The sequence below is a fragment of the Methylomonas albis genome, assembly GCF_014850955.1.
GTDB classification, from domain to species: Bacteria; Pseudomonadota; Gammaproteobacteria; order Methylococcales; family Methylomonadaceae; genus Methylomonas; species Methylomonas albis.
Map to the genome: position 1 here is coordinate 3,330,309 of NZ_JACXSS010000001.1, position 18,356 is coordinate 3,348,664.

Annotated in this window: 21 protein-coding genes; 9 read left to right on the forward strand and 12 right to left on the reverse strand. The window is 50.9% G+C overall.

From position 1 onward, the window contains the following. Positions 1–9: 9 nt before the first annotated feature. On the reverse strand, positions 10–948 hold the full coding sequence (locus EBA_RS15300; RefSeq protein ID WP_192375507.1) for a Gfo/Idh/MocA family protein: 939 nt from the start codon (positions 946–948) through the stop codon (positions 10–12). A gap of 238 nt (positions 949–1,186) precedes the next feature. On the opposite strand from EBA_RS15300, the gene EBA_RS15305 reads away from it, so the two are divergent. From EBA_RS15305 to EBA_RS15320, 4 genes are read left to right on the forward strand one after another with little or no spacing between them, the layout of a single operon-like run. Next, complete coding sequence (locus tag EBA_RS15305) at positions 1,187–2,641, forward strand: hypothetical protein (protein WP_192375508.1); 1,455 nt, start codon at positions 1,187–1,189, stop codon at positions 2,639–2,641. Between the two features lie 2 nt (positions 2,642–2,643). Then, the gene (locus EBA_RS15310; RefSeq protein ID WP_192375509.1) at positions 2,644–3,150 is read left to right on the forward strand and encodes a cytochrome c3 family protein; all 507 of its coding nucleotides are present in this window, start codon (positions 2,644–2,646) and stop codon (positions 3,148–3,150) included. A gap of 11 nt (positions 3,151–3,161) precedes the next feature. Further along, complete coding sequence (locus EBA_RS15315; RefSeq protein ID WP_192375510.1) at positions 3,162–3,743, forward strand: hypothetical protein; 582 nt, start codon at positions 3,162–3,164, stop codon at positions 3,741–3,743. A gap of 5 nt (positions 3,744–3,748) precedes the next feature. Beyond that, positions 3,749–5,365 carry a methyl-accepting chemotaxis protein gene (locus EBA_RS15320; protein WP_192375511.1) on the forward strand — a complete coding sequence of 539 codons (1,617 nt, stop codon included), beginning with the start codon at positions 3,749–3,751 and terminating at the stop codon, positions 5,363–5,365. Between the two features lie 44 nt (positions 5,366–5,409). On the opposite strand, the gene EBA_RS15325 is transcribed toward EBA_RS15320, so the two are convergent. From EBA_RS15325 to EBA_RS15335, 3 genes are all read right to left on the reverse strand, one after another. Next, on the reverse strand, positions 5,410–5,967 hold the full coding sequence (locus EBA_RS15325) for a Uma2 family endonuclease (protein WP_192375512.1): 558 nt from the start codon (positions 5,965–5,967) through the stop codon (positions 5,410–5,412). Between the two features lie 12 nt (positions 5,968–5,979). Beyond that, positions 5,980–8,226, reverse strand: a complete 2,247-nt coding sequence (locus tag EBA_RS15330) for a heavy metal translocating P-type ATPase (protein WP_192375513.1) — start codon at positions 8,224–8,226, stop codon at positions 5,980–5,982. A gap of 66 nt (positions 8,227–8,292) precedes the next feature. Further along, positions 8,293–8,502 (reverse strand): heavy-metal-associated domain-containing protein, encoded by a 210-nt coding sequence (locus EBA_RS15335; RefSeq protein ID WP_192375514.1) that lies wholly within the window; start codon positions 8,500–8,502, stop codon positions 8,293–8,295. 120 nt (positions 8,503–8,622) lie between these two features. On the opposite strand from EBA_RS15335, the gene EBA_RS15340 reads away from it, so the two are divergent. Genes EBA_RS15340 through mutM form a run of 4 tightly spaced genes read left to right on the forward strand, consistent with a single transcriptional unit; the run spans position 8,623 to position 11,742 of the window. Next, entirely contained in the window at positions 8,623–9,828 is a 1,206-nt protein-coding gene (locus tag EBA_RS15340; RefSeq protein ID WP_192375515.1) for an EAL and HDOD domain-containing protein, read from the forward strand. Positions 9,829–9,856: 28 nt separating this feature from the next. Continuing rightward, a complete protein-coding gene (locus EBA_RS15345; RefSeq protein ID WP_192375516.1) occupies positions 9,857–10,294 on the forward strand; it encodes a rhodanese-like domain-containing protein in 438 nt (145 codons plus the stop codon). Position 10,295: 1 nt separating this feature from the next. Then, positions 10,296–10,919 carry a high frequency lysogenization protein HflD gene (hflD, locus tag EBA_RS15350; RefSeq protein WP_192375517.1) on the forward strand — a complete coding sequence of 208 codons (624 nt, stop codon included), beginning with the start codon at positions 10,296–10,298 and terminating at the stop codon, positions 10,917–10,919. Positions 10,920–10,926: 7 nt separating this feature from the next. Continuing rightward, positions 10,927–11,742, forward strand: coding sequence for a bifunctional DNA-formamidopyrimidine glycosylase/DNA-(apurinic or apyrimidinic site) lyase (gene mutM / locus EBA_RS15355; RefSeq protein WP_192375518.1), 816 nt, complete (start codon positions 10,927–10,929; stop codon positions 11,740–11,742). A 10-nt stretch (positions 11,743–11,752) separates the two neighbouring features. Here mutM and EBA_RS15360 read toward each other — a convergent pair whose 3' ends face one another. Beyond that, entirely contained in the window at positions 11,753–13,456 is a 1,704-nt protein-coding gene (locus EBA_RS15360) for an ATP-binding SpoIIE family protein phosphatase (RefSeq protein WP_192375519.1), read from the reverse strand. A gap of 79 nt (positions 13,457–13,535) precedes the next feature. Between EBA_RS15360 and EBA_RS15365 the strand changes: the two genes are divergently transcribed. After that, the gene (locus EBA_RS15365) at positions 13,536–13,901 is read left to right on the forward strand and encodes a DUF6164 family protein (protein ID WP_192375520.1); all 366 of its coding nucleotides are present in this window, start codon (positions 13,536–13,538) and stop codon (positions 13,899–13,901) included. Between the two features lie 7 nt (positions 13,902–13,908). Here the strand turns inward: EBA_RS15365 and EBA_RS15370 are convergent, their stop codons facing one another. The 7 genes from EBA_RS15370 to EBA_RS15400 all read right to left on the reverse strand — a co-directional run bounded on the left by EBA_RS15370 (position 13,909) and on the right by EBA_RS15400 (position 18,313). Then, on the reverse strand, positions 13,909–14,145 hold the full coding sequence (locus EBA_RS15370; protein WP_192375521.1) for a TIGR02647 family protein: 237 nt from the start codon (positions 14,143–14,145) through the stop codon (positions 13,909–13,911). Between the two features lie 24 nt (positions 14,146–14,169). After that, on the reverse strand, positions 14,170–14,943 hold the full coding sequence (locus EBA_RS15375; protein WP_192375522.1) for a DUF3530 family protein: 774 nt from the start codon (positions 14,941–14,943) through the stop codon (positions 14,170–14,172). A gap of 8 nt (positions 14,944–14,951) precedes the next feature. Then, complete coding sequence (locus EBA_RS15380) at positions 14,952–16,031, reverse strand: AI-2E family transporter (RefSeq protein WP_225616328.1); 1,080 nt, start codon at positions 16,029–16,031, stop codon at positions 14,952–14,954. Between the two features lie 9 nt (positions 16,032–16,040). Further along, positions 16,041–16,676 carry a DedA family protein gene (locus EBA_RS15385; protein WP_192375523.1) on the reverse strand — a complete coding sequence of 212 codons (636 nt, stop codon included), beginning with the start codon at positions 16,674–16,676 and terminating at the stop codon, positions 16,041–16,043. 62 nt (positions 16,677–16,738) lie between these two features. Further along, positions 16,739–17,062: a cold shock domain-containing protein gene (locus tag EBA_RS15390; protein WP_192375524.1), complete on the reverse strand. Its 324-nt coding sequence runs from the start codon at positions 17,060–17,062 to the stop codon at positions 16,739–16,741. A gap of 375 nt (positions 17,063–17,437) precedes the next feature. After that, positions 17,438–17,800 carry a hypothetical protein gene (locus EBA_RS15395; protein ID WP_192375525.1) on the reverse strand — a complete coding sequence of 121 codons (363 nt, stop codon included), beginning with the start codon at positions 17,798–17,800 and terminating at the stop codon, positions 17,438–17,440. A gap of 105 nt (positions 17,801–17,905) precedes the next feature. Continuing rightward, positions 17,906–18,313 carry a ketosteroid isomerase-related protein gene (locus EBA_RS15400; protein WP_192375526.1) on the reverse strand — a complete coding sequence of 136 codons (408 nt, stop codon included), beginning with the start codon at positions 18,311–18,313 and terminating at the stop codon, positions 17,906–17,908. Positions 18,314–18,356 lie beyond the last annotated feature (43 nt).

Genomic DNA, 18,356 nt, shown 5'->3' on the forward strand with positions numbered 1-18,356 from the left:
GTCAGCCCTTTATCGATGGATTAAGAATTTAGTGATTTCTATCGCGGTAGCCAGGGCTTTACGGCCCGCTTCGCCGGGAACCAGCGGATTCTCGCCGGTCTTGACGCAATTGACAAAATGTTTGATTTCCTCGAGCAAGGCATCGCCGCTTTCGAATACCGATTCCTCGGTCACTATTTCCGGGATGCCGGGGAACATTTCTTTCTCGCCGGTTCTATGTTTAATCAAAACCCGGTTCTGAAAGTCCACCGAAATGTAGGAACAAGGGCGGAACATGCGCATCTTGCGTTCCATTTTCATACTAATCCGGCTGGCGGTGACATTGGCGACGCAACCATTTTTAAAGGTGATGCGGGCATTGGCGATGTCGGTGCCTTGCGTCAACACCGCCGTGCCGCTGGCATCGATTTTTTCCACTTCCGAATCGACCAGCGCCATGATGATATCGATGTCGTGAATCATTAAATCCAGCACCACGCTGACGTCGTTGGCACGCGGGTTAAACGGCGACAAGCGATGCGATTCAATGAACAAGGGCTTGTCTTCCATCTTTTCCAAGCCGCGCACGGCCGGGTTAAAGCGTTCCAAATGCCCCACCTGTAAAATAACGTTTTTTTCCTTCGCGATAGCGATCAACTCGTCCGCTTCTTCAACGGTCACGGTGATTGGCTTTTCCACCAGGACATGCGTGCCGGCATTCAAAAAATCCTTGGATACGCTGTGATGGTGGCTGGTAGGGACCACAATACTCACCGCGTCAACCTTACCCAGTAACTCCCGGTAATCGGTCAACGCCTGGGTACCGTTTTTTTCTGCAACTTGCTGGGCAGCCTCAGCATTGATGTCAACCACCGCCACTAATTCGCAATCTTTTAGCGACGCGTATTTTTCCGCATGAAATTTCCCCAAATATCCGGCACCAATCACGGCACATTTCAATTTACTCATAAACAACCTAAGCTTGATTCGCGGTTCCCCAGCCTTTGATAGACGCGCGCCGGGCGTAAAACCGCTCATTGTAACATTAGAATCTTTGTTGAATAAGCCGCACCATCATTCGCAAGCTGATTCTTGAATTTACAGCGTAAAACTGAGCAACTTGTAATGCCAACAAAAGGGACTAGTCTTGCTTCATTACACTGATTCCGAACATAACGTAGTCCTACGCTTACACCAAGAGACAGACATGCAACCTAGAAACCAGCTACTAGCTATCGCCCTGCTTAGCCTGGCAGCACAGACCGACAGCCATGCAACGGCTGCGGAAGACGAGCATATTCGGCAAATTGTGCAAGGCGTGCTGAAGGAAAAAGACCAGAAAATCGAGCAACTGGAAGCCCGCATCAAGCAACTGGAGCAGGAGCGAAGCGGTGCTGTCGCGGCAGCACCAACCCCAGCAGTTAGCTCCGCAGGCGCACAGACACCAGCACCGCTAAAAACTGCTAACAATAGTAAGCCTGAGCCGACATTCGATAATAAATTGAAAGCCTTGGACAAAAAAATTAATGACTTAAAAGAAGCTGCTGAAGCTGATGGCCTACAAATTAGCGGTTTTTTCGATGTCAATGCTAAAACCAGCAATTCTACAGACCAGACGTTTAGCGTAGGCTCGGTGGAACTGGATTTAGACTATGTACATGACGATCATTTCGGTGCCAGCACGGCCTTAGTATTATGCGGCAATTCTTCCAACACCGATTATGCCGCTCCCGTCGCTGTTACGTGCGGAAATAGCGGACCAGGGGGCCTCAGCGGAGGCGGGACGGCAGCAGGCTTTGCGGTTGCTTTGGTCGATTACCATCTTTATAACGACCGTATCCCGCCACGCGGCAGAATTTTCAATAACCAAGGCTTACATATTCAGGCTGGCCGCTTCGATTTACCCTTTGGCAGCGACTATCAATACTTCGCTAACAAAGACCGGGTCACAATTACCGCACCGTTAACCACCTCCAGAATACAGTTGGGTGGCTTCAATGGCGACGGCGTACGTTCATACGGCTCATTCGGGATGTTTAACTACTCCGCTTTCTGGACCGATGCAATGTACGCAGATGATGGCCACGCAATCGGTGGCCGCCTGGGCATGGCGATTGGTCAGAATGCCTACAAGATCCATAACAGCAATCCGGAAGGTATAGAGTTTGGTATCTCACACCTTAGCGAGCTGGATCGTAACAACAACATCCGAAACACCGTTTACGGGGCCGATTTTAGTATAGGCTATGGCATGCTAAGGTTGTATAACGAGGTTATGCTGCTGCAGTCGCATCAGGCAGTTTTTCTCGACGCAAATGGAAATATAGTGCCGGACTTTTCCGACGCTAACACGCCTTTTGGCAAAGGCCATCAACTCGGTTATCACTCGACCCTGACAGCAGACCTGGAAAACTTAATCAAACAACCTATTCAGGCATTTGTCCGCTACAGTAGTTGGCAACCCAGCCAAAAGTTAGGCTTGGATTTTGACGGCAGCACCGTCGCAATTAACGATATTTCAATGTTAAGCCTGGGATTCAACTACAAGTTCAGCGACCATGTGCGAATCAAATTTGAATACAACGACGCCTTGGGTACTTGGATCGCAGAACGATACTTCGACAAAAAAATGGGCATAGCCCAAATCGTCATGTCTTTCTAACCATGAACAAGCTTCTATACAAATGCTTATTGGCCGGCGGCACCGGCGCACTTTTACTGCTGTTCGTCAGCGGCGCGCATACCGCCGACGACAATCCACACCTTATTTCCAAACAATCATCGCAGAGCGGGTGTACCAATTGCCACACTGCAACGCCGCAACTAAAAGACGAGGGGATTTTGCAAAGCAAAAATATAACAGCCGATCAAGCCACGTTCAGTAAGGACGGCGTGGCCATGTGCTCTTCGTGCCACAACCCCAACCAAGGCCACAAAGTAGGCTTGAATATCGACTTTCCAGTACCGGCCGACTTGCCGCTAAACGAAGACAACGACATCACCTGTCTAACCTGCCACTATACCCATGGCAAACTGGATAGTGATCGTCCGCAAGCCAGCCACAGCTTCATGGATAAACTGATGAATGCCGAAAGGCTGAAAAAAAGCTTCTTGTTACGCCGTAATAACAGCGACGGCGAGCTCTGTTTAACTTGTCATAACACCAACTAGGGTTCCTGCCAATGAACAATACCGTTACCAAACGTCGCCAAATTTTTATCAAAAAGGACTTTCAAGGCCGTTTTATTCTCGGTGCCTTCGCACTGATTTTATTGTCCGGCTTGTGTTCAGCTTTACTGATTTACTGGATGACCGGCGGCGACCTGCAAGCACAGTCGCAATCCGCGCATGTCAATATCGTCAATGCCGCAGATCGACTGGGCGTATCGATTTTAATCGGCAATTTAGTGGCAATTCTGGCGGCCGGCGGCATCGCCATCGGCACGGTGCTTTATGCCTCGCATAAAATTGCCGGCCCCCTATACCGCTTCGAAACCTTGTGCCAAGAAGTCGGCGACGGCAAGCTTGATACCGTGACTCATCTACGAGAACACGATCAGCTACAAGATTTAGCTCAATCCTTCTCGAACATGGTTGCCAAACTACGCAGCCGCCGGGAGCATCGTGCCCGTTTAATTGCCGACCTCAACCGACAGATCGGCCTGTACGCCTTAAACAACGGCGATGCACTATCGGAAACCCAACACCATGCCGTTGCTTCCATGGCAGCGTTGGTAACTGATTTAGAAAAACTAGACAAATAATCTTCATGCTTAAAAATACCTCGATCAAATCTTCGCTGATCTTAATTGCGTCGGCCTTGGCCCTCGCCAACCTAGTGTTCGTCTTTTCACTATGGCACGCCTTTCAATCCATAGACGAAAACCTCCGGGAGGCTACACAGAAACAAAACACCTCTGACTATTTATCCCATGTCCGTTTTCATGTTGTGCAGATTCAGCAATTTCTTACCGATGTTGGCGCCACTCACGATGACGGGGGATTTGCAGAGGCAAAAGCAAACCTGGACGCCGCATTTGTTAATCTCGACCAAGCGGCGCAAGCTCACCCGGAATTGCAACCTCAAATCGAAACATTGAAGCGGCAAATTCACGCAATGCACGATGCCGGTGTAAAAATGGCCTGGGATTATATTAAATTGGGTACCGAAGCTGGCACCGTCACTATGAAAGCGCCTGGCACAGGGCTAGACGACACGGCAGAACGGCTCGCCACCGAATTAGCGACACTTACCGAACAATTGGACCGGGAATTAGCACAGGCCAAGCAACAATTGAGTTCGTCTTTGCACGATTACAGCGTATCTCGAATCGCTTTTTCTATCGTATTATTGTTATTTGTGGTTGCTTGTTTGGTCATGCTCTATTTCAAAATAGAACCGCCATTGACCGCGCTGCAAAAGTCACTATATCTGCTAAGACAGGGCGGCGGCGATTTGACCCGACGCATTCCGCACGAAGGCAATGACGAAGTAGGCCTTATCGTTACCCAGTTCAATGACTTTCTCAGTGTGCTACACAGCTTGATGCGGCAAGTGGCGACGGAGTCCGATCAGTTAAACACCGCCTCGAACCGCTTGAGTGAAATGTCCGAACGGGTACAGCAGGATATTCTGAAGCAACAAATGGGTACCGATCAGGTTGCGGCGACGGTCACCGAACTATCGGCCACCGTCGCCGAAGTCTCGAGCAACACCTCCAACGCCGCGCAAACCGCTCAGAAGAGCAGCGTGGCGGCCAACAACGGCAAGGCGGTGGTAACTAAAACGGTTCAGTCGATTCATGCGCTGTCGAACAACATCGATAGAGCCAGCACGGTGATCGGCAATGTCGAACAAAATTGCGTGAACGTCAGCTCGGTACTTGACGTGATTCAGGGCATCGCCGACCAAACCAATCTGTTGGCGCTAAATGCTGCCATAGAGGCAGCCAGAGCCGGCGAACAAGGCCGCGGTTTTGCGGTGGTGGCGGACGAGGTGCGCACGCTGGCTAGCCGGACTCAGGATTCCACGCATGAAATCCAAGCGATGATTGAACGCTTGCAGCAAGGCTCGCGGGAAGCAGTAAAAGCCATGTCGGAAAGCCAAAACCAAGCCAAGGAGACCGTTGAGGTCATCGAAAGCACCGGTGAGTTGCTGGATAATATCTCGAACATGGTGGCGCAAATTTCGGATATGAACACGCATATTTCCAATGCGGTGAAAGAACAAAAAATCGTGGTCGAGCACATTAATCAAAACATCAACTCGATTAATGACGTCACCATCAACAATTCGATGGACGCGGAGCAAACCGCGCAGGAAGCGCATCATTTGCAAGAAATCGCCGGTAATTTGCATACCACGATTTCCCAGTTCAAACTGTAAGCAACCCAGCGCGCTATTCGGTTTGGCTGCAAGCCAATGGCGCGTTACAACTCAAATACCTCCGCCAAGGGCAGAATCAACTCCGGCAAACTCAACAGGGGCAAATCTTCCTCAACCCCAAAAACGTCGGCATTGGCATAGCGGCCGTCCGCGCCCAGAAAAAAACGTTGCACATAATTTTCCAACGGGTCGATCACCACATATTCCCTCACGCCGGCACGCTCGTAGAGCGCTTTCTTTTCACGCATATCCTTCAACGCCGTACTGGGGGATAAAACCTCTACCACCAAGTCCGGCGCACCGTGTATGGCTTTTTCGCCGATTTTTTCCGGGTTGCAGACCACTAGTAAATCCGGTTGCACGACGTCATACTCGGAGAGAATGACGTCCACGGGTGCTATGAAAGGTTTGCAGGGCTTACCTTTCAACTCGGCTTTTAACTTCGCGGCAATAGTCATCACCACATTTTGGTGCTTGATACTGGGCGCGGGGCTCATATTGTAAGGAACACCGTCTATTAACTCCCAGCGCTCGTCGTCCGGCCATCCCGTATAGTCGGCGACACTGAAGGTTTGTACTGACAATTTAGGTACGCTATTCATTCTTCGCTCCTACTAAACACCCAGCTTAATCCAGCGCAAACGGTTGGCATTGCTGACCACCGTTACCGATGACATGGCCATCGCCGCACCGGCAATCATCGGATTCAGTAATATGCCAAACAGCGGATAAAGCAAACCGGCCGCCACCGGAATACCGATGGTATTGTAGAAAAACGCACCCAACAAGTTTTGCTTGATATTGGCCACCGTCAACTTAGACAGCGCCATCGCTTCGGACACCTTCAATAAGGAGCCTTGCAGCAACACAATGTCGGCGCTTTCGATAGCCACGTCGGTGCCGGTACCAATCGCAAAGCCGACATCGGCTTGCGCCAGAGCCGGCGCATCGTTGATACCGTCGCCGACCATGCCGACAATTTCGCCTTGCTGTTGCAAGGCCTTGACCACAGCCGCTTTATCTTCCGGCAACACTTGCGCCCGCACCTCACTTATCCCGGCTTGTGCCGCGATGGCGCGCGCGGTGATTTCGTTGTCGCCGGTCATCATCAGCACGCGAATACCGCGCTGCCGTAATTGCCGTACCGCAGCGGCAGAATCGGGTTTAATCGGGTCAGCCACCGAAACAATACCAACCACCGCGTCTTCTACCGCCAAAAACATCGGCGTCTGGCCTTTTGCCGCCAATTCGGCCATTTTATCGCGATGACTGCTATCGTCGACGCCATATTCCGCCAGCAACGCGGCATTACCGAACAAGCATTGCCGATCTGCAATGCGGCCGACGATACCGTGGCCGGCCACTGCCTGGAATTTTCTGACCTTGTCCAACTTAAGCTGCTTTTGCTCGGCAGCAGTCAGTATCGCCGCGGCCAAGGGATGTTCGGAACCCGATTCCAGACTGGCTGCATACTGCAACACCTGAGCTTCGTCGTAATCGCCAAAAGCGCTCACTTCAGCCAGACTGGGTTTACCGGCGGTTACCGTGCCGGTCTTATCCAAGATCAGGCAAGTCAGCTTGCCGGCACTTTGCAAGGCTTCGCCCTTGCGTATCAATATACCCATTTGCGCGGCGCGGCCGACCGCGACCATCACCGAAATCGGCGTCGCCAAACCTAGCGCACATGGACAAGCAATCACTAATACCGTCATCGAGGTGACAAACGCATAACCCATGGCCGGATCGGGGCCTATGCTTAGCCAAATCAAAAAAGTCAGCACGGAAATAATCACTACAGTCGGCACAAATACCGCCGAAATCTTATCAGCCAGCTTGGCGATGGCCGGCTTGCTGTTCTGCGCTTGCCGCACGCTTTGAATAATCTGCGCCAAGGCGGTATCACGACCGATGCGAGTCGCACTGAATAAAAAACTGCCTTGCTGATTGATGGTGCCGGCGGCGACGCTGGCACCTTCCACTTTCTCTACCGGCATCGATTCGCCGGTCAGCATCGATTCGTCGAGAGTCGAGTGCCCTTCCAACACCACGCCGTCCACGGCAATTTTTTCACCTGGTCTAACCCGCAAGGTCTCACCGAGCCCGACTTTCTCGATAGGAATGTCGATCTCTTGGCCCTCACGCACCACGCGAGCAGTACGGGGTTGCAGTCCGATCAGCGCCCGTATCGCCGCCGAGGTTTTGCCCCGCGCGCGCGTTTCTAAGGCACTGCCCAGATTAATGAACGCCAAAATCACCGCTGAGGCTTCAAAGTAAGCGTGTGCGGAAAGCGAAGGGAGCTGACTGGAATAATCAATGACAATACAGGAATACAACCAGGCCGAACCGGTACCCAGCGCGATCAGGGTGTCCATATTGGCCTGCTTGACCAGCAGCAATTTCAGCGCGCTATGAAAAAAATGCCCGCCGGAATAAAACATGACAGCCAGCGTCAACAAAGCCACCTCGGACCAAAACACCGTGCCGGCTGCACTGCCCATCGCCGGAAACAAATCCAGATGCGCACCTAGCATTAGGGGTATACCCAATGCACCCGCCACGCCGGCCTTGCGGAGTAAATCGCGATAACGCTCTTCTTCCTGCTTTTCCTCTTCGCCAGGGTCTTCCAAGCCTTCCATCACCGCCGCATCGTACCCAGCGGACTTTAAGGCCTGCTTCATGGCTTGATGGTCCGGATTGCCGCCGACAGTAGCGGAATGATCGGCAAAATTGACGGCTACGGACGCAACCCCCGGCACCGATTGCAATGCGGTTTCCACCGCACTGACACAACCGGCGCAACGCATGCCGAGTATGGAAAGGCGTATTTCCTGTTGCTGATTAGTCGATTGATCTAAAGTCATGATGAGGATTCCCGAGCAATACCGTGTTGATCCGCGCCCAAAAGCTGCCAGCCGCTGATGCGGGCTTTATTCGACCTTGAAACCGGCGTCGCTGATAACGTCTTCGATTTCATCCAGATCGGTTTGCGCCGGGTCGAATTCAACATCGACCCGTTTGTCCTGATGCGATGCCTTTACCGTTACCACGCCGGCGATAGCCGATACTTTGCTGACGATGCTGTTTTCACAGCCACCACATTTCATACCACTTACTGTTAATGACGCTGATTCGGACATATTTATCTCCTTATGATTCAAATTAAGACTGGGCCGCCATTCTCGACTTAAACTGTTTGAACATGGTATAAGGCGCGACCTATTCGCATGATAGTGCAATGATCGGGAGCCCGTAAATAAATGACAGATTTTCTGATTGGCAGACAGCAAATTCTGGACCGCCATCTCGACACTTTCGCCTACGAGATTTTATTCAGAGGCAAGGATTTCGACCTGAGTTTGAAAGATGGTGCCGCCAACGCCACTAATCAAGTCATCACCGATACGCTGTTGGAAATCGGCCTGAACGAACTGGTCGGCCCCCACAAAGCCTTCATTAATTTCACCACACAAAACATACTCGACAAAACACCACTGCATCTCCCAAAAGAGCGCATCGTCATTGAAGTGTTGGAAAGCGTTGCCATCGATGACAACATCGTCGCCAATCTGAAAGAATTATCCCAACTCGGTTATACCATCGCGCTGGACGATTTCGTATTATCGCCCGAGTGGCTGCCCTTACTGGAGTTTGCCGACATCATCAAACTGGATGTGATGGCCGACGGCCTGGAGGGCACCCGACACCTGATTGAACAGCTAAAACCTTATAAGCTCAAATTGCTGGCGGAAAAAGTTGAAACGCATCAGGAATTTGAAACCTTACGCGAATGGGGCTGCGAGCTGTTTCAAGGGTTTTTCTTCAGCAAACCCAACATTGTGGAAGGCAAGCGGCTAGGCGTCAGCCAAACCGCCGCCATTCAATTGCTGTCTACCGTTAATAAAGCAGATGCCAGCTTTGCGGAAATCGGCAAGATTATCTCGCAAGACGTCGGCATGAGTTTTAAATTGCTGCACTATTTAAATTCGGCGTTCTTCGGCTTGCCGCAAAAGGTTGAGTCCATTCAGCATGCGATAGCCTGTTTAGGGCTGATCGAGATCAAACGCTGGGTCAACATTCTGACCTTATCGTCCATGTCGGAAAAACCACCGTCGGTACTGCAGAACGTGTTGATCCGCGCCAAGATGTGCGAACTGATCGCGCGCGAAATTAAAGATGATCAGGAACATTATTTTTTGATTGGCATGCTTTCCGGACTGGACAGTCTGCTCGACATGCCGGTAACCAAAGTAATGGAACAATTGCCGCTGGCGGAAGATATTGACAACGCGGTTTTGAATTATCGCGGCAAGGCCGGGGAAGCGTTACAATTCTGCATCGCCTACGAGCGTTGGGAGCCCGGACTTACCACCTTTCGCGACATTAGTCCCGAGCGCATCGCCAATATTTATCTGGAGAGCATAGATTGGTGGGCGACCCGCATTTTACCTTTCTTGGCCGCTTGAGCCATTTACCCAAAATACCGACATCACCATGACACTGAGATTGACTTTATTCTGGCTAGCCTGTCTGTTCGCCACCCCGCTTTACGCCACCGAACTCGGCAAAATAACGGCGGAACAACTGCTAAGCATGCAGCAAAACAACAATGCGCTGGTCGTGGATGTGCGTACCGCGCCGGAATGGCAATCCACCGGCGTCATCGCCAACAGCCAAAAACTGGAATCCTTTGACAGCAACGGCCGCTTTGACCAGGAAAAATGGCTGGCCGACCTGGAAAAACTGAAATCGTCGCCCGACCAACCGGTTATTTTGGTCTGCCGTTCCGGGAATCGTAGCGGCAAGATCGGCCAAATCCTTACCGAGCAGTTGGGCATGAAAAATGTCTATCATTTGTCCAACGGTATCCAGTCGTGGATCAAAGACGGCCACCCGGTTAAAGCCGATTGTTTGACCACTGCCTGTAAGTAATATGTCCCTCAATACGCTCAGCAACCAAACCATCGCGCTGGCCGGCATCGCCCAGGCTTGCTCACTGGTACACCAACTTGCCGGCACCGGCAATTGTCAAAGTGCCGCGCTGGAAGCCAGTATCGCCAGTCTGTTGAAAATAGACGCCGATAGCGTGGCCGATGTCTATGGCGGCTTGATCGGCGTCGAACACGGCTTACAACAGCTCACCACCCAACTCGGCAGCCGAGTCCTGGCCAGTCCGGAGCAAGCCCGTTATGCCGCGCAGATCGTCTATTTGCAAAAACAACTGATTTCGAAGCCTGATATGCAAAAAACCATACAGGCCGGCGTCAGCAAGGCGCAGGCTCAAGTCGAACATTTCGGCATATTGCATGAAAATGTACTGGCCAATCTGGCCGATGTATATCACAGCACCATCAGCACGCTACAACCTCGCATCATGGTGCAGGGCGATCAGCAATATCTGGGCAATCAAATTACCGTGAATAAAATTCGTGCTCTGCTGTTGGCGGGGATTCGCGCCACCTTGTTGTGGCGGCAATGCGGCGGCAGCCGCTGGAAGTTATTGTTCTTTCGTAAAAAAATCCAGGACGAAGCCAAGTTTCTACTCACCCAAATCTGACGCAAACATGCCGGAATTACCCGAGGTTGAAACCAGCCGGCGCGGCATAGCTCCGCATATTACCGGAAAAGTCTTTAAAGCCGTCATTGTGCGTCACCCTCAATTGCGTTGGCCGGTTCCCGAGTCTTTGACAAGCGATTTACCCGGCCAGCGCCTGGACAGTGTCGAGCGGCGCGGCAAATATTTATTGCTGACCACGCAACGCGGCACACTGATCCTGCATTTGGGCATGTCGGGGAATTTGCGTATCACCACGCCCGAGCAAGCCGTTCGCAAGCACGACCATATAGATTTCATTTTTGCTGACGACACGGTATTGCGCTTTAACGACCAGCGCCGATTCGGCGCGGCGTTATGGACTACTGAAGATGCGATGATGCATCCCTTACTGGCAACGCTGGGGCCTGAACCCTTATCGACAGCATTCGATGCGGCCTATCTGCGGCTGCGCGCGACAAACCGCGCCGTACCGATCAAGTCATTAATTATGGACAGCCATGTTGTGGTGGGCGTGGGGAATATTTATGCCAGCGAAGCCTTATTTTTAGCAGGCGTAAAACCTGTTCGTGCCGCCGGGGAACTGACTGTACTGGAGTGCGAAGCATTGGTTGCGGCAATTAAAACCGTGTTGCAACAAGCCATCGATAAAGGCGGCACGACCCTGCGCGACTTTAGCAATGCCGAGGGTAAACCGGGGTATTTCAAACAATCCTTACAAGTGTACGGTCGAGGTGGGCAAGCCTGCTTGCGCTGCGAGGAGCCGATTCAGCAACTTAAAATAGGTCAACGCGCCAGCTATTACTGCAGCAAATGCCAACGTTAAGCCACATAGATCAACGCTGCCAATCGAAAACGGCGGTCACCCGATTTCCGCAGCCGTGATAAACCAGGCTGCTACATAAAGTCTCCAGCAAAGAAATTCCGCGACCGCAGTAGGCCTGATTACTGTCCAGTGCGCTAGTGCGCGCATGCCAATCAAAGCCCATTCCACTGTCGCGCATTTTAACGATCAAGCGACCGCCTTGTTCAGTCGGTTGGTGAATAAACAATAAGCGGATTCTGCCCTGCTTAAGTTGTTGCAAGCACTGGTCTTTCCGCGCGTAAAAACGCATAAAGCCTTCCGGACTGCTCTTCAGACTGGAATCCAAGCCCAGCAATCCGTGATCCAGCGCATTCGCGAACAATTCGCTGACTATCATGAAGATATCCTGACGATAATTCTGCAAGCCCTGTATCTCCATCAAGGTATTGACCATTACCGGCACCGGATTGATAAGCCGCAGACTATCAATATCAAACTCCATCATTTGCTTCCAGGTCGTCGCGGCAATGCTGTGCATGGGTTGCCGCACCTCTCTGCGTCCCCAGGGCACGCTATCGACCGCACAACTTAAAATAACCAAGCTATTGTCATCTTTTTGAACCGTACCGCCCGTATGCACCTCAAGGCTCGCCTGCAGATTCTTAATATCATCGCGTTTGCTTTGGCGGATAGCGCTGAGAATACGTTCCCCGCCAAAAAGCTCGCCTTGGGCATTTTCCGCCTCAAAAATGCCATCTGTCAGCAGATACAAACTGTCGTTCTCGCTGACCCGATGCAACTGTTCTTCGATGTCAATTGTTGCCTGAATACCCAACGGAATATTCAAGGAACGTATCGCCAAAAAACTGTTATCGGCATGGTTGACTAAAAAATGTTCGGGCAACCCACAGGTAATGCTTTTCAGCGACGATGACTCGGGGTAAAGCGCTATCACCGAGGCCGCTAGAGAACGGTTTACCGGCAACATTTGATACAGTTTGGCGTTAATCTCGGTGACGATTTCGTTAATGTCGAAACCTTTGCGCGTCATACCATAGAAAATATCGGCCAGCGGCGTTGCGGCTATCGATGCCGACAGACCGTGACCGGTAAAATCGCCCAAGAGCACGTGCAAATGATTCTCCGGGGTTTTGGCAACCAAAACCAAATCACCGTTAAACAAGGCCAAAGGCGACATCACCACTTTCACGGCTTCGGTTTCTAGAAAACCGGCTTTTAAGACATTGTTGAACAGTTTCGCCGCCACCTCATGTTCGAGGTCGGATGTTTGCCAATAGTCGAGCAATTGGTTTTTTTGCTCACGCTCTCGCTGATATAACTCACCCAGTTTTAGGGATGAACGAATTTTTAACAGCAATAAACGATGATTGACCGGTCGACAAATTACTGCGTCGATCTCAACCGCAGCGCAATGATCCAGCAGCGTGTCGGTCAAATCATCGGCAATCAGTATGATAGGTAAATAGGAATCGGCCGCTTCGCGCATCTCGACTACCCGTTGCCAGGGCCACTCACGGCAGGCAATGATCAATAAATCGACCGAAGCAGTTGTCAGCCGCGCTATCACATCATCGGCGCTCGCCGCCGCCGCACAACGAAAATCCTGCGCAAGCAACTCGCCCTGCAAACTATCCGCATTTGAATTCGTCCCATCGTCCTCTAGCAACACAATCGAGGTCTGAGCCGGCTTAGAAAATGGATTCGACTGATTCATCCGATAGATACTGCTTAGCTCTCGATGAAAGCTTATTGATTTATAATCGCCACTCCCAACACCATGCAGCAGCCCGGCAATGACGATTTTATTTTTCTCGCTGAGAGGCGTACCCGCAGACGAAGCCGACGATGTCCGCCAGTTACTGGCCGACAACGATATTGAGTTTTATGAAACGTCGCCCGGCAATTGGGGCATTTCCACGCCGGCTATTTGGCTTTATCAACGCGAAGACCTTGATAACGCCAGACAATTATTCGACGAATATCAACAACAGCGCGCCCTAGCTCAACAGGCGCTGTATCGGCAAACGAAGGCCCAAGGCGAATACCATGGCTTTTTGCGCCACAATCTGAACAAACCCCTCCGATTTCTCGGCTATAGTCTGGTCATCGGCCTGGTTTTTTACGTGTCGGTGAAATGGTTATTCGAGCTAGGCCTTTGAATCGATTTTAGTTTGTCTTCAATATCGTCAACATCCGTTGAGCGTGCTCAGTCACTTCTATACCCAAGTCGGTCAGATACCCACCGTCATGCTGGGTCACCAACCCCTTATCGAACAGGCGTTGAGCCGCATCAATCAACACCGGATCAGCATTTCCATGCACCTTGACGCCTTCTTGTACGGACTCCAGATTGAACAAGGATAAAAATTTAATTTCCGCGACCAATTCGTCGGTTAAAACCATGTGTTACACCCTTTGTAATAATTATTAATCTTCGCTGACCGTAGTGGTCAGCCAACTATATACGCGCTTTACAAGCAAATCGTAATCTTGTTGATAGCCGTGGTCCTCGCCATCCATTCTTATCTGCCGATACACCGGGTTATCCTTGCCGGCCATGCGCCGTTGCCGGGCGCTATCGAGCACTGCCGGTAGATCAAACTCGGCATATACATCCAAAAAAGGCAATTGCACTTTTTTAATCAAATCGAGGCTTTGCGCCTGCACTGCGGTAGTTTGCGGCACCGGCAAGCTAATCGATACCAGCGCCATCACATCATTGGGTTTATCGGCAAGCCGATACGCCGCCATCAAAGCACCCATGCCGTAGCCGACAATCGCAATATGCTTCGCACCGCTTTTCAGTAGATGCTCGACAGCAGCATCAATACGCTCACGCGCCTCGTCGAACAGCGGATAATAGTCTTCAGACTGCGCTCCGCTTTCCCTGACAGGCATTTGTACAGCTAGCGTAGCCCAATTATGCACGGGCAACGTGGTTCTCAAGCGATGAATCAAGGGCTTGGCATCGGGATGCTCGCCCATCTCGTGCAATATGATGGCAACCTGACTATTGTCGGTCTTTTCCGCCTCAGTGTAGAGCGCCAGATAGGTTTTGCCAGCGGATTTTAACCAAATCGCCTGCCCCATAGACAACTGTTGCTGAATGTCCGTCGCGTAATCCTGTTCCCGGCGGCTATCAGTCGCGAACACCAAAGTCGAGACTGTCAACCACATGCCTAATACCACCGTTCCACGCATGGCAAACGCTAATCGTTGCTGTAAAAACCGCTGAAGGTATAGCGCTCATGGATATGCCGTAGCAGCACCATAATCACCGACGCCACCGGTAAAGCCAACAACACGCCTAAAAACCCAAACAGCCGACCTCCTGCCAGCACAGCAAACATCACCGCTACTGGGTGCAGACCTATTTTATTCCCCACCAGCCAGGGCGTCAGCAGCATGCCTTCCATGCTCTGCCCCACCCCAAAAACCATTAAAACCGGCAACAAATGCATCGCATCCTGAAATTGCAGCAGCGCCGCCATGCAGGCGAAAACGATACCGGTAATAGCGCCCATATACGGCACAAAACTGACCAAACCGGCTATCATGCCTATCACCAAGGCCAACTCGAGATCGACCAACCACAAGCCGACGCTATAAATGATGCCTAGCGCCAGCATCACGTAAAACTGGCCGCGCATGAAGGCACCCAACACATCGTCGGCTTCGCTGGCCAGCTTCGTGACCGTGGCGGCAAAGCGGCGCGGAAACAGATCGTGAATTTGCGCCATCAATTTATCCCAATCCCGCAGCAGATAAAAAGTGATCACCGGAATCAACACCAGATTCATTACCCAACCGACGACCACGGCACCGGAATGCGAAACCGATTGGAGCAGATTTTCGGCGGCACCTTCGCCAGCTTGCCAGTGGCTCTTGATCAGATTGAGCAACTGATCTTCCCGCAAGGGTCTAATAGTACGGCCCAGATATTTTTGTAAGATAGGGACGACTGATTTGTTAATCCAATTCAGGTAAGACGGCAGTTTGTCGATGAATTCGCCGATCTGATATTCCACGGCTGGAATGACGACGATCAACAGCGCGGCTATGGAAAAGATGATGCCGGAAAAAACCACCATGACAGCCATGGTCCGATTCAAGTGCCAACCGCGAAATTGCAGGGTTTCCAGCCGGTCTACTACAGGGTCACCAAGGTAGGCGAGGATAGCCGCAAACGCAAACGGCATCAGCACCGGCGCCAACAGATACAGCAGGCCGCCGAACGCCAGTATAAATGTCAGCACAAACCATCTTTGCGAATCGCTCATCTGTACCATATTGCACTCCTATTGCCTGGCTTGTTTACGCGCTTTCCAAACTTCAACCACGATCGGAAAGATCGAAATCAGCACGATCCCTAGCACCACTAACTCGAAGTTTTTCTTGACCAGCGGAATATTGCCGAAGAAATAGCCGGCAAACACGCAGATCAATACCCACGCGACCCCGCCGACAATGTTATACAAAATGAAATAACGGTAAGGCATTTTGCCTATTCCGGCCACGAACGGCGCAAAGGTGCGCACGATCGGTACAAAGCGGGCCAGCACGATGGTTTTGCCACCGTAGGTATCGTAAAACGCTTGGGCACGATCAAGATGCTCACGGTTTACCCAGCTCAGCGAATAAGCGCGCTGACCAATGCTGCGGCCTATCCAATAATTAAGGGTATCGCCCAATATTGCCGCAAACCCCAGCACCCCAAGCAATACCGGAAGATTGAAAGCGTCCATCGCCACAAACGCGCCAGCGGCAAACAACAGCGAATCCCCAGGCAAAAACGGCATTACTACAAAACCGGTCTCCACAAAAATCACCAAAAACAAGATGGCATAGGTCAGCGCACCGTATTCGCTAATGATATTGGCCAAATGTTTATCGATGTGCAGCAGAATGTCGATCAGATAGTGTAGCCAGTCCATGTATCACTCTTTGTGTTAAAAATATGGGTAAAAACTGCCGTCGGTGGCGAAATTTTCTCGCCTTATAAAAAATAGGCTGCTACGGCCGCGCTGATCAAGCCCAGTACAGCCGCCAACACCCATAGCCAGACTTTGCCGGGTCTAGCCACTTTTTCTTGATATTCAACCCCATCAATTCTGGCATTGACAGCCTTGAGCTTGCCCCCGGTATCGCGGGCAACTTCATAAAACATTACATCACCGCGCACAGGACGGCGGGCCATGCCATTTAAAGAGGATATGTGTACAAATATATCTTTATCGCCATTATCCGGCTGAATGAAGCCAAAGCCTCTATCGTCTTTCCAGGTTTTTAAAACACCTTTTTGGATGGTCGTATCCGCCATCATTTCACCTCTAGTAAATTATTATTCTTGTACATTTAGTCTGAAACATCCGGCGATACTTATAAATCCTCGCCCGGCAAATTCACTGTCCCTAAAATATATAGTCCGGCTTGGTGCACTGGACCATAGCCGACTTTGTGAGCGCCAGTAAAGCACGACAACATATTAGTTGTTCATTACCCCTAAATAGGGTTACTGATCGGCTCACCCTGTTGCCAGTTCTGTTAGCGTTGTAATTTGCGAATGACGACAGCAACACCTGCGTCGATGTTCAGAAAAACACTGACAAATCGGCTAACGGCGTTTTTCACCGATAACCGATCCGATTGGAGACAAAGCGACGTTTCCAGCTATCGTGCAAAACGTCGACTCGGATTAAAACTTTTTGTCAATCAAAACCTTATCATCGATAACCAGCTTAGACACGCCTCCCAAAGCCAAATGCAAGGTGCATGATGCCGTTTTGAAATTAGAATCTTTCTCGCCTATCCATTCCATCTTGACGTAGGTGGTTTTGTCGGTATCGGTTTTGGACGGGAAATACACCTGAGTACCGGTTTTGTTTTCGATCAACTTCGGACATTTTTGGTTAGCCATTTCTTGCATGGCTACCAGTGTGCGAATTTGCGCGGCGGCTTCTTTCTCCTCGTTGGATTGATCTTTGCTGACGGCCACCAAGATAAAACCGGCTACAAACACCCCCACGACAGCGATCATCAATTTCTGTGTTTCACCCATTGTTGCTCTCCTCTGTTTTGTAGTTATTTTTTCGGCGAATCCGAATTGTCACCCTTCGGATTCTATGCCAATTGGCCGGTATCGGCAATGCGCCAGACAAAAGCCTTACTGCGGATCCACCTGTGCGATCCAGTCACCCAAGTTGTAATAGTTGGTAATACGCGCCACTTTGCCGTCGCGGATGTCGAAAAATGCGCCGGCCGGCAACCGGTAAGTCTGACCATTGGCATCAGGAAGACCTTCGTCGGTATTCAGGTATTCGCCCAACACCACAAACTCGGCCGCGCCACGCGTACCGTCTTCGTTGACCATAATCACCATGTCCACCAACTGTTCTTTATAATGGTGATTCATTTTTTTCATGAACTCAGCAAACGCGGCCTTGCCTTGCTCGCGGTCGCCCTGGTTAATGTCATGCACCACATCCTCGGTCAACAAGCTCAGAAAGGTATCCATGTCGCCGCTGTTGAATGCTTGATAGTACTGTTCGATAAGTTTTTTTGCTTGTTGCATAGTGGTCTTGATGCCTAGATTAAAAACCGGCAATTCTGCCAGA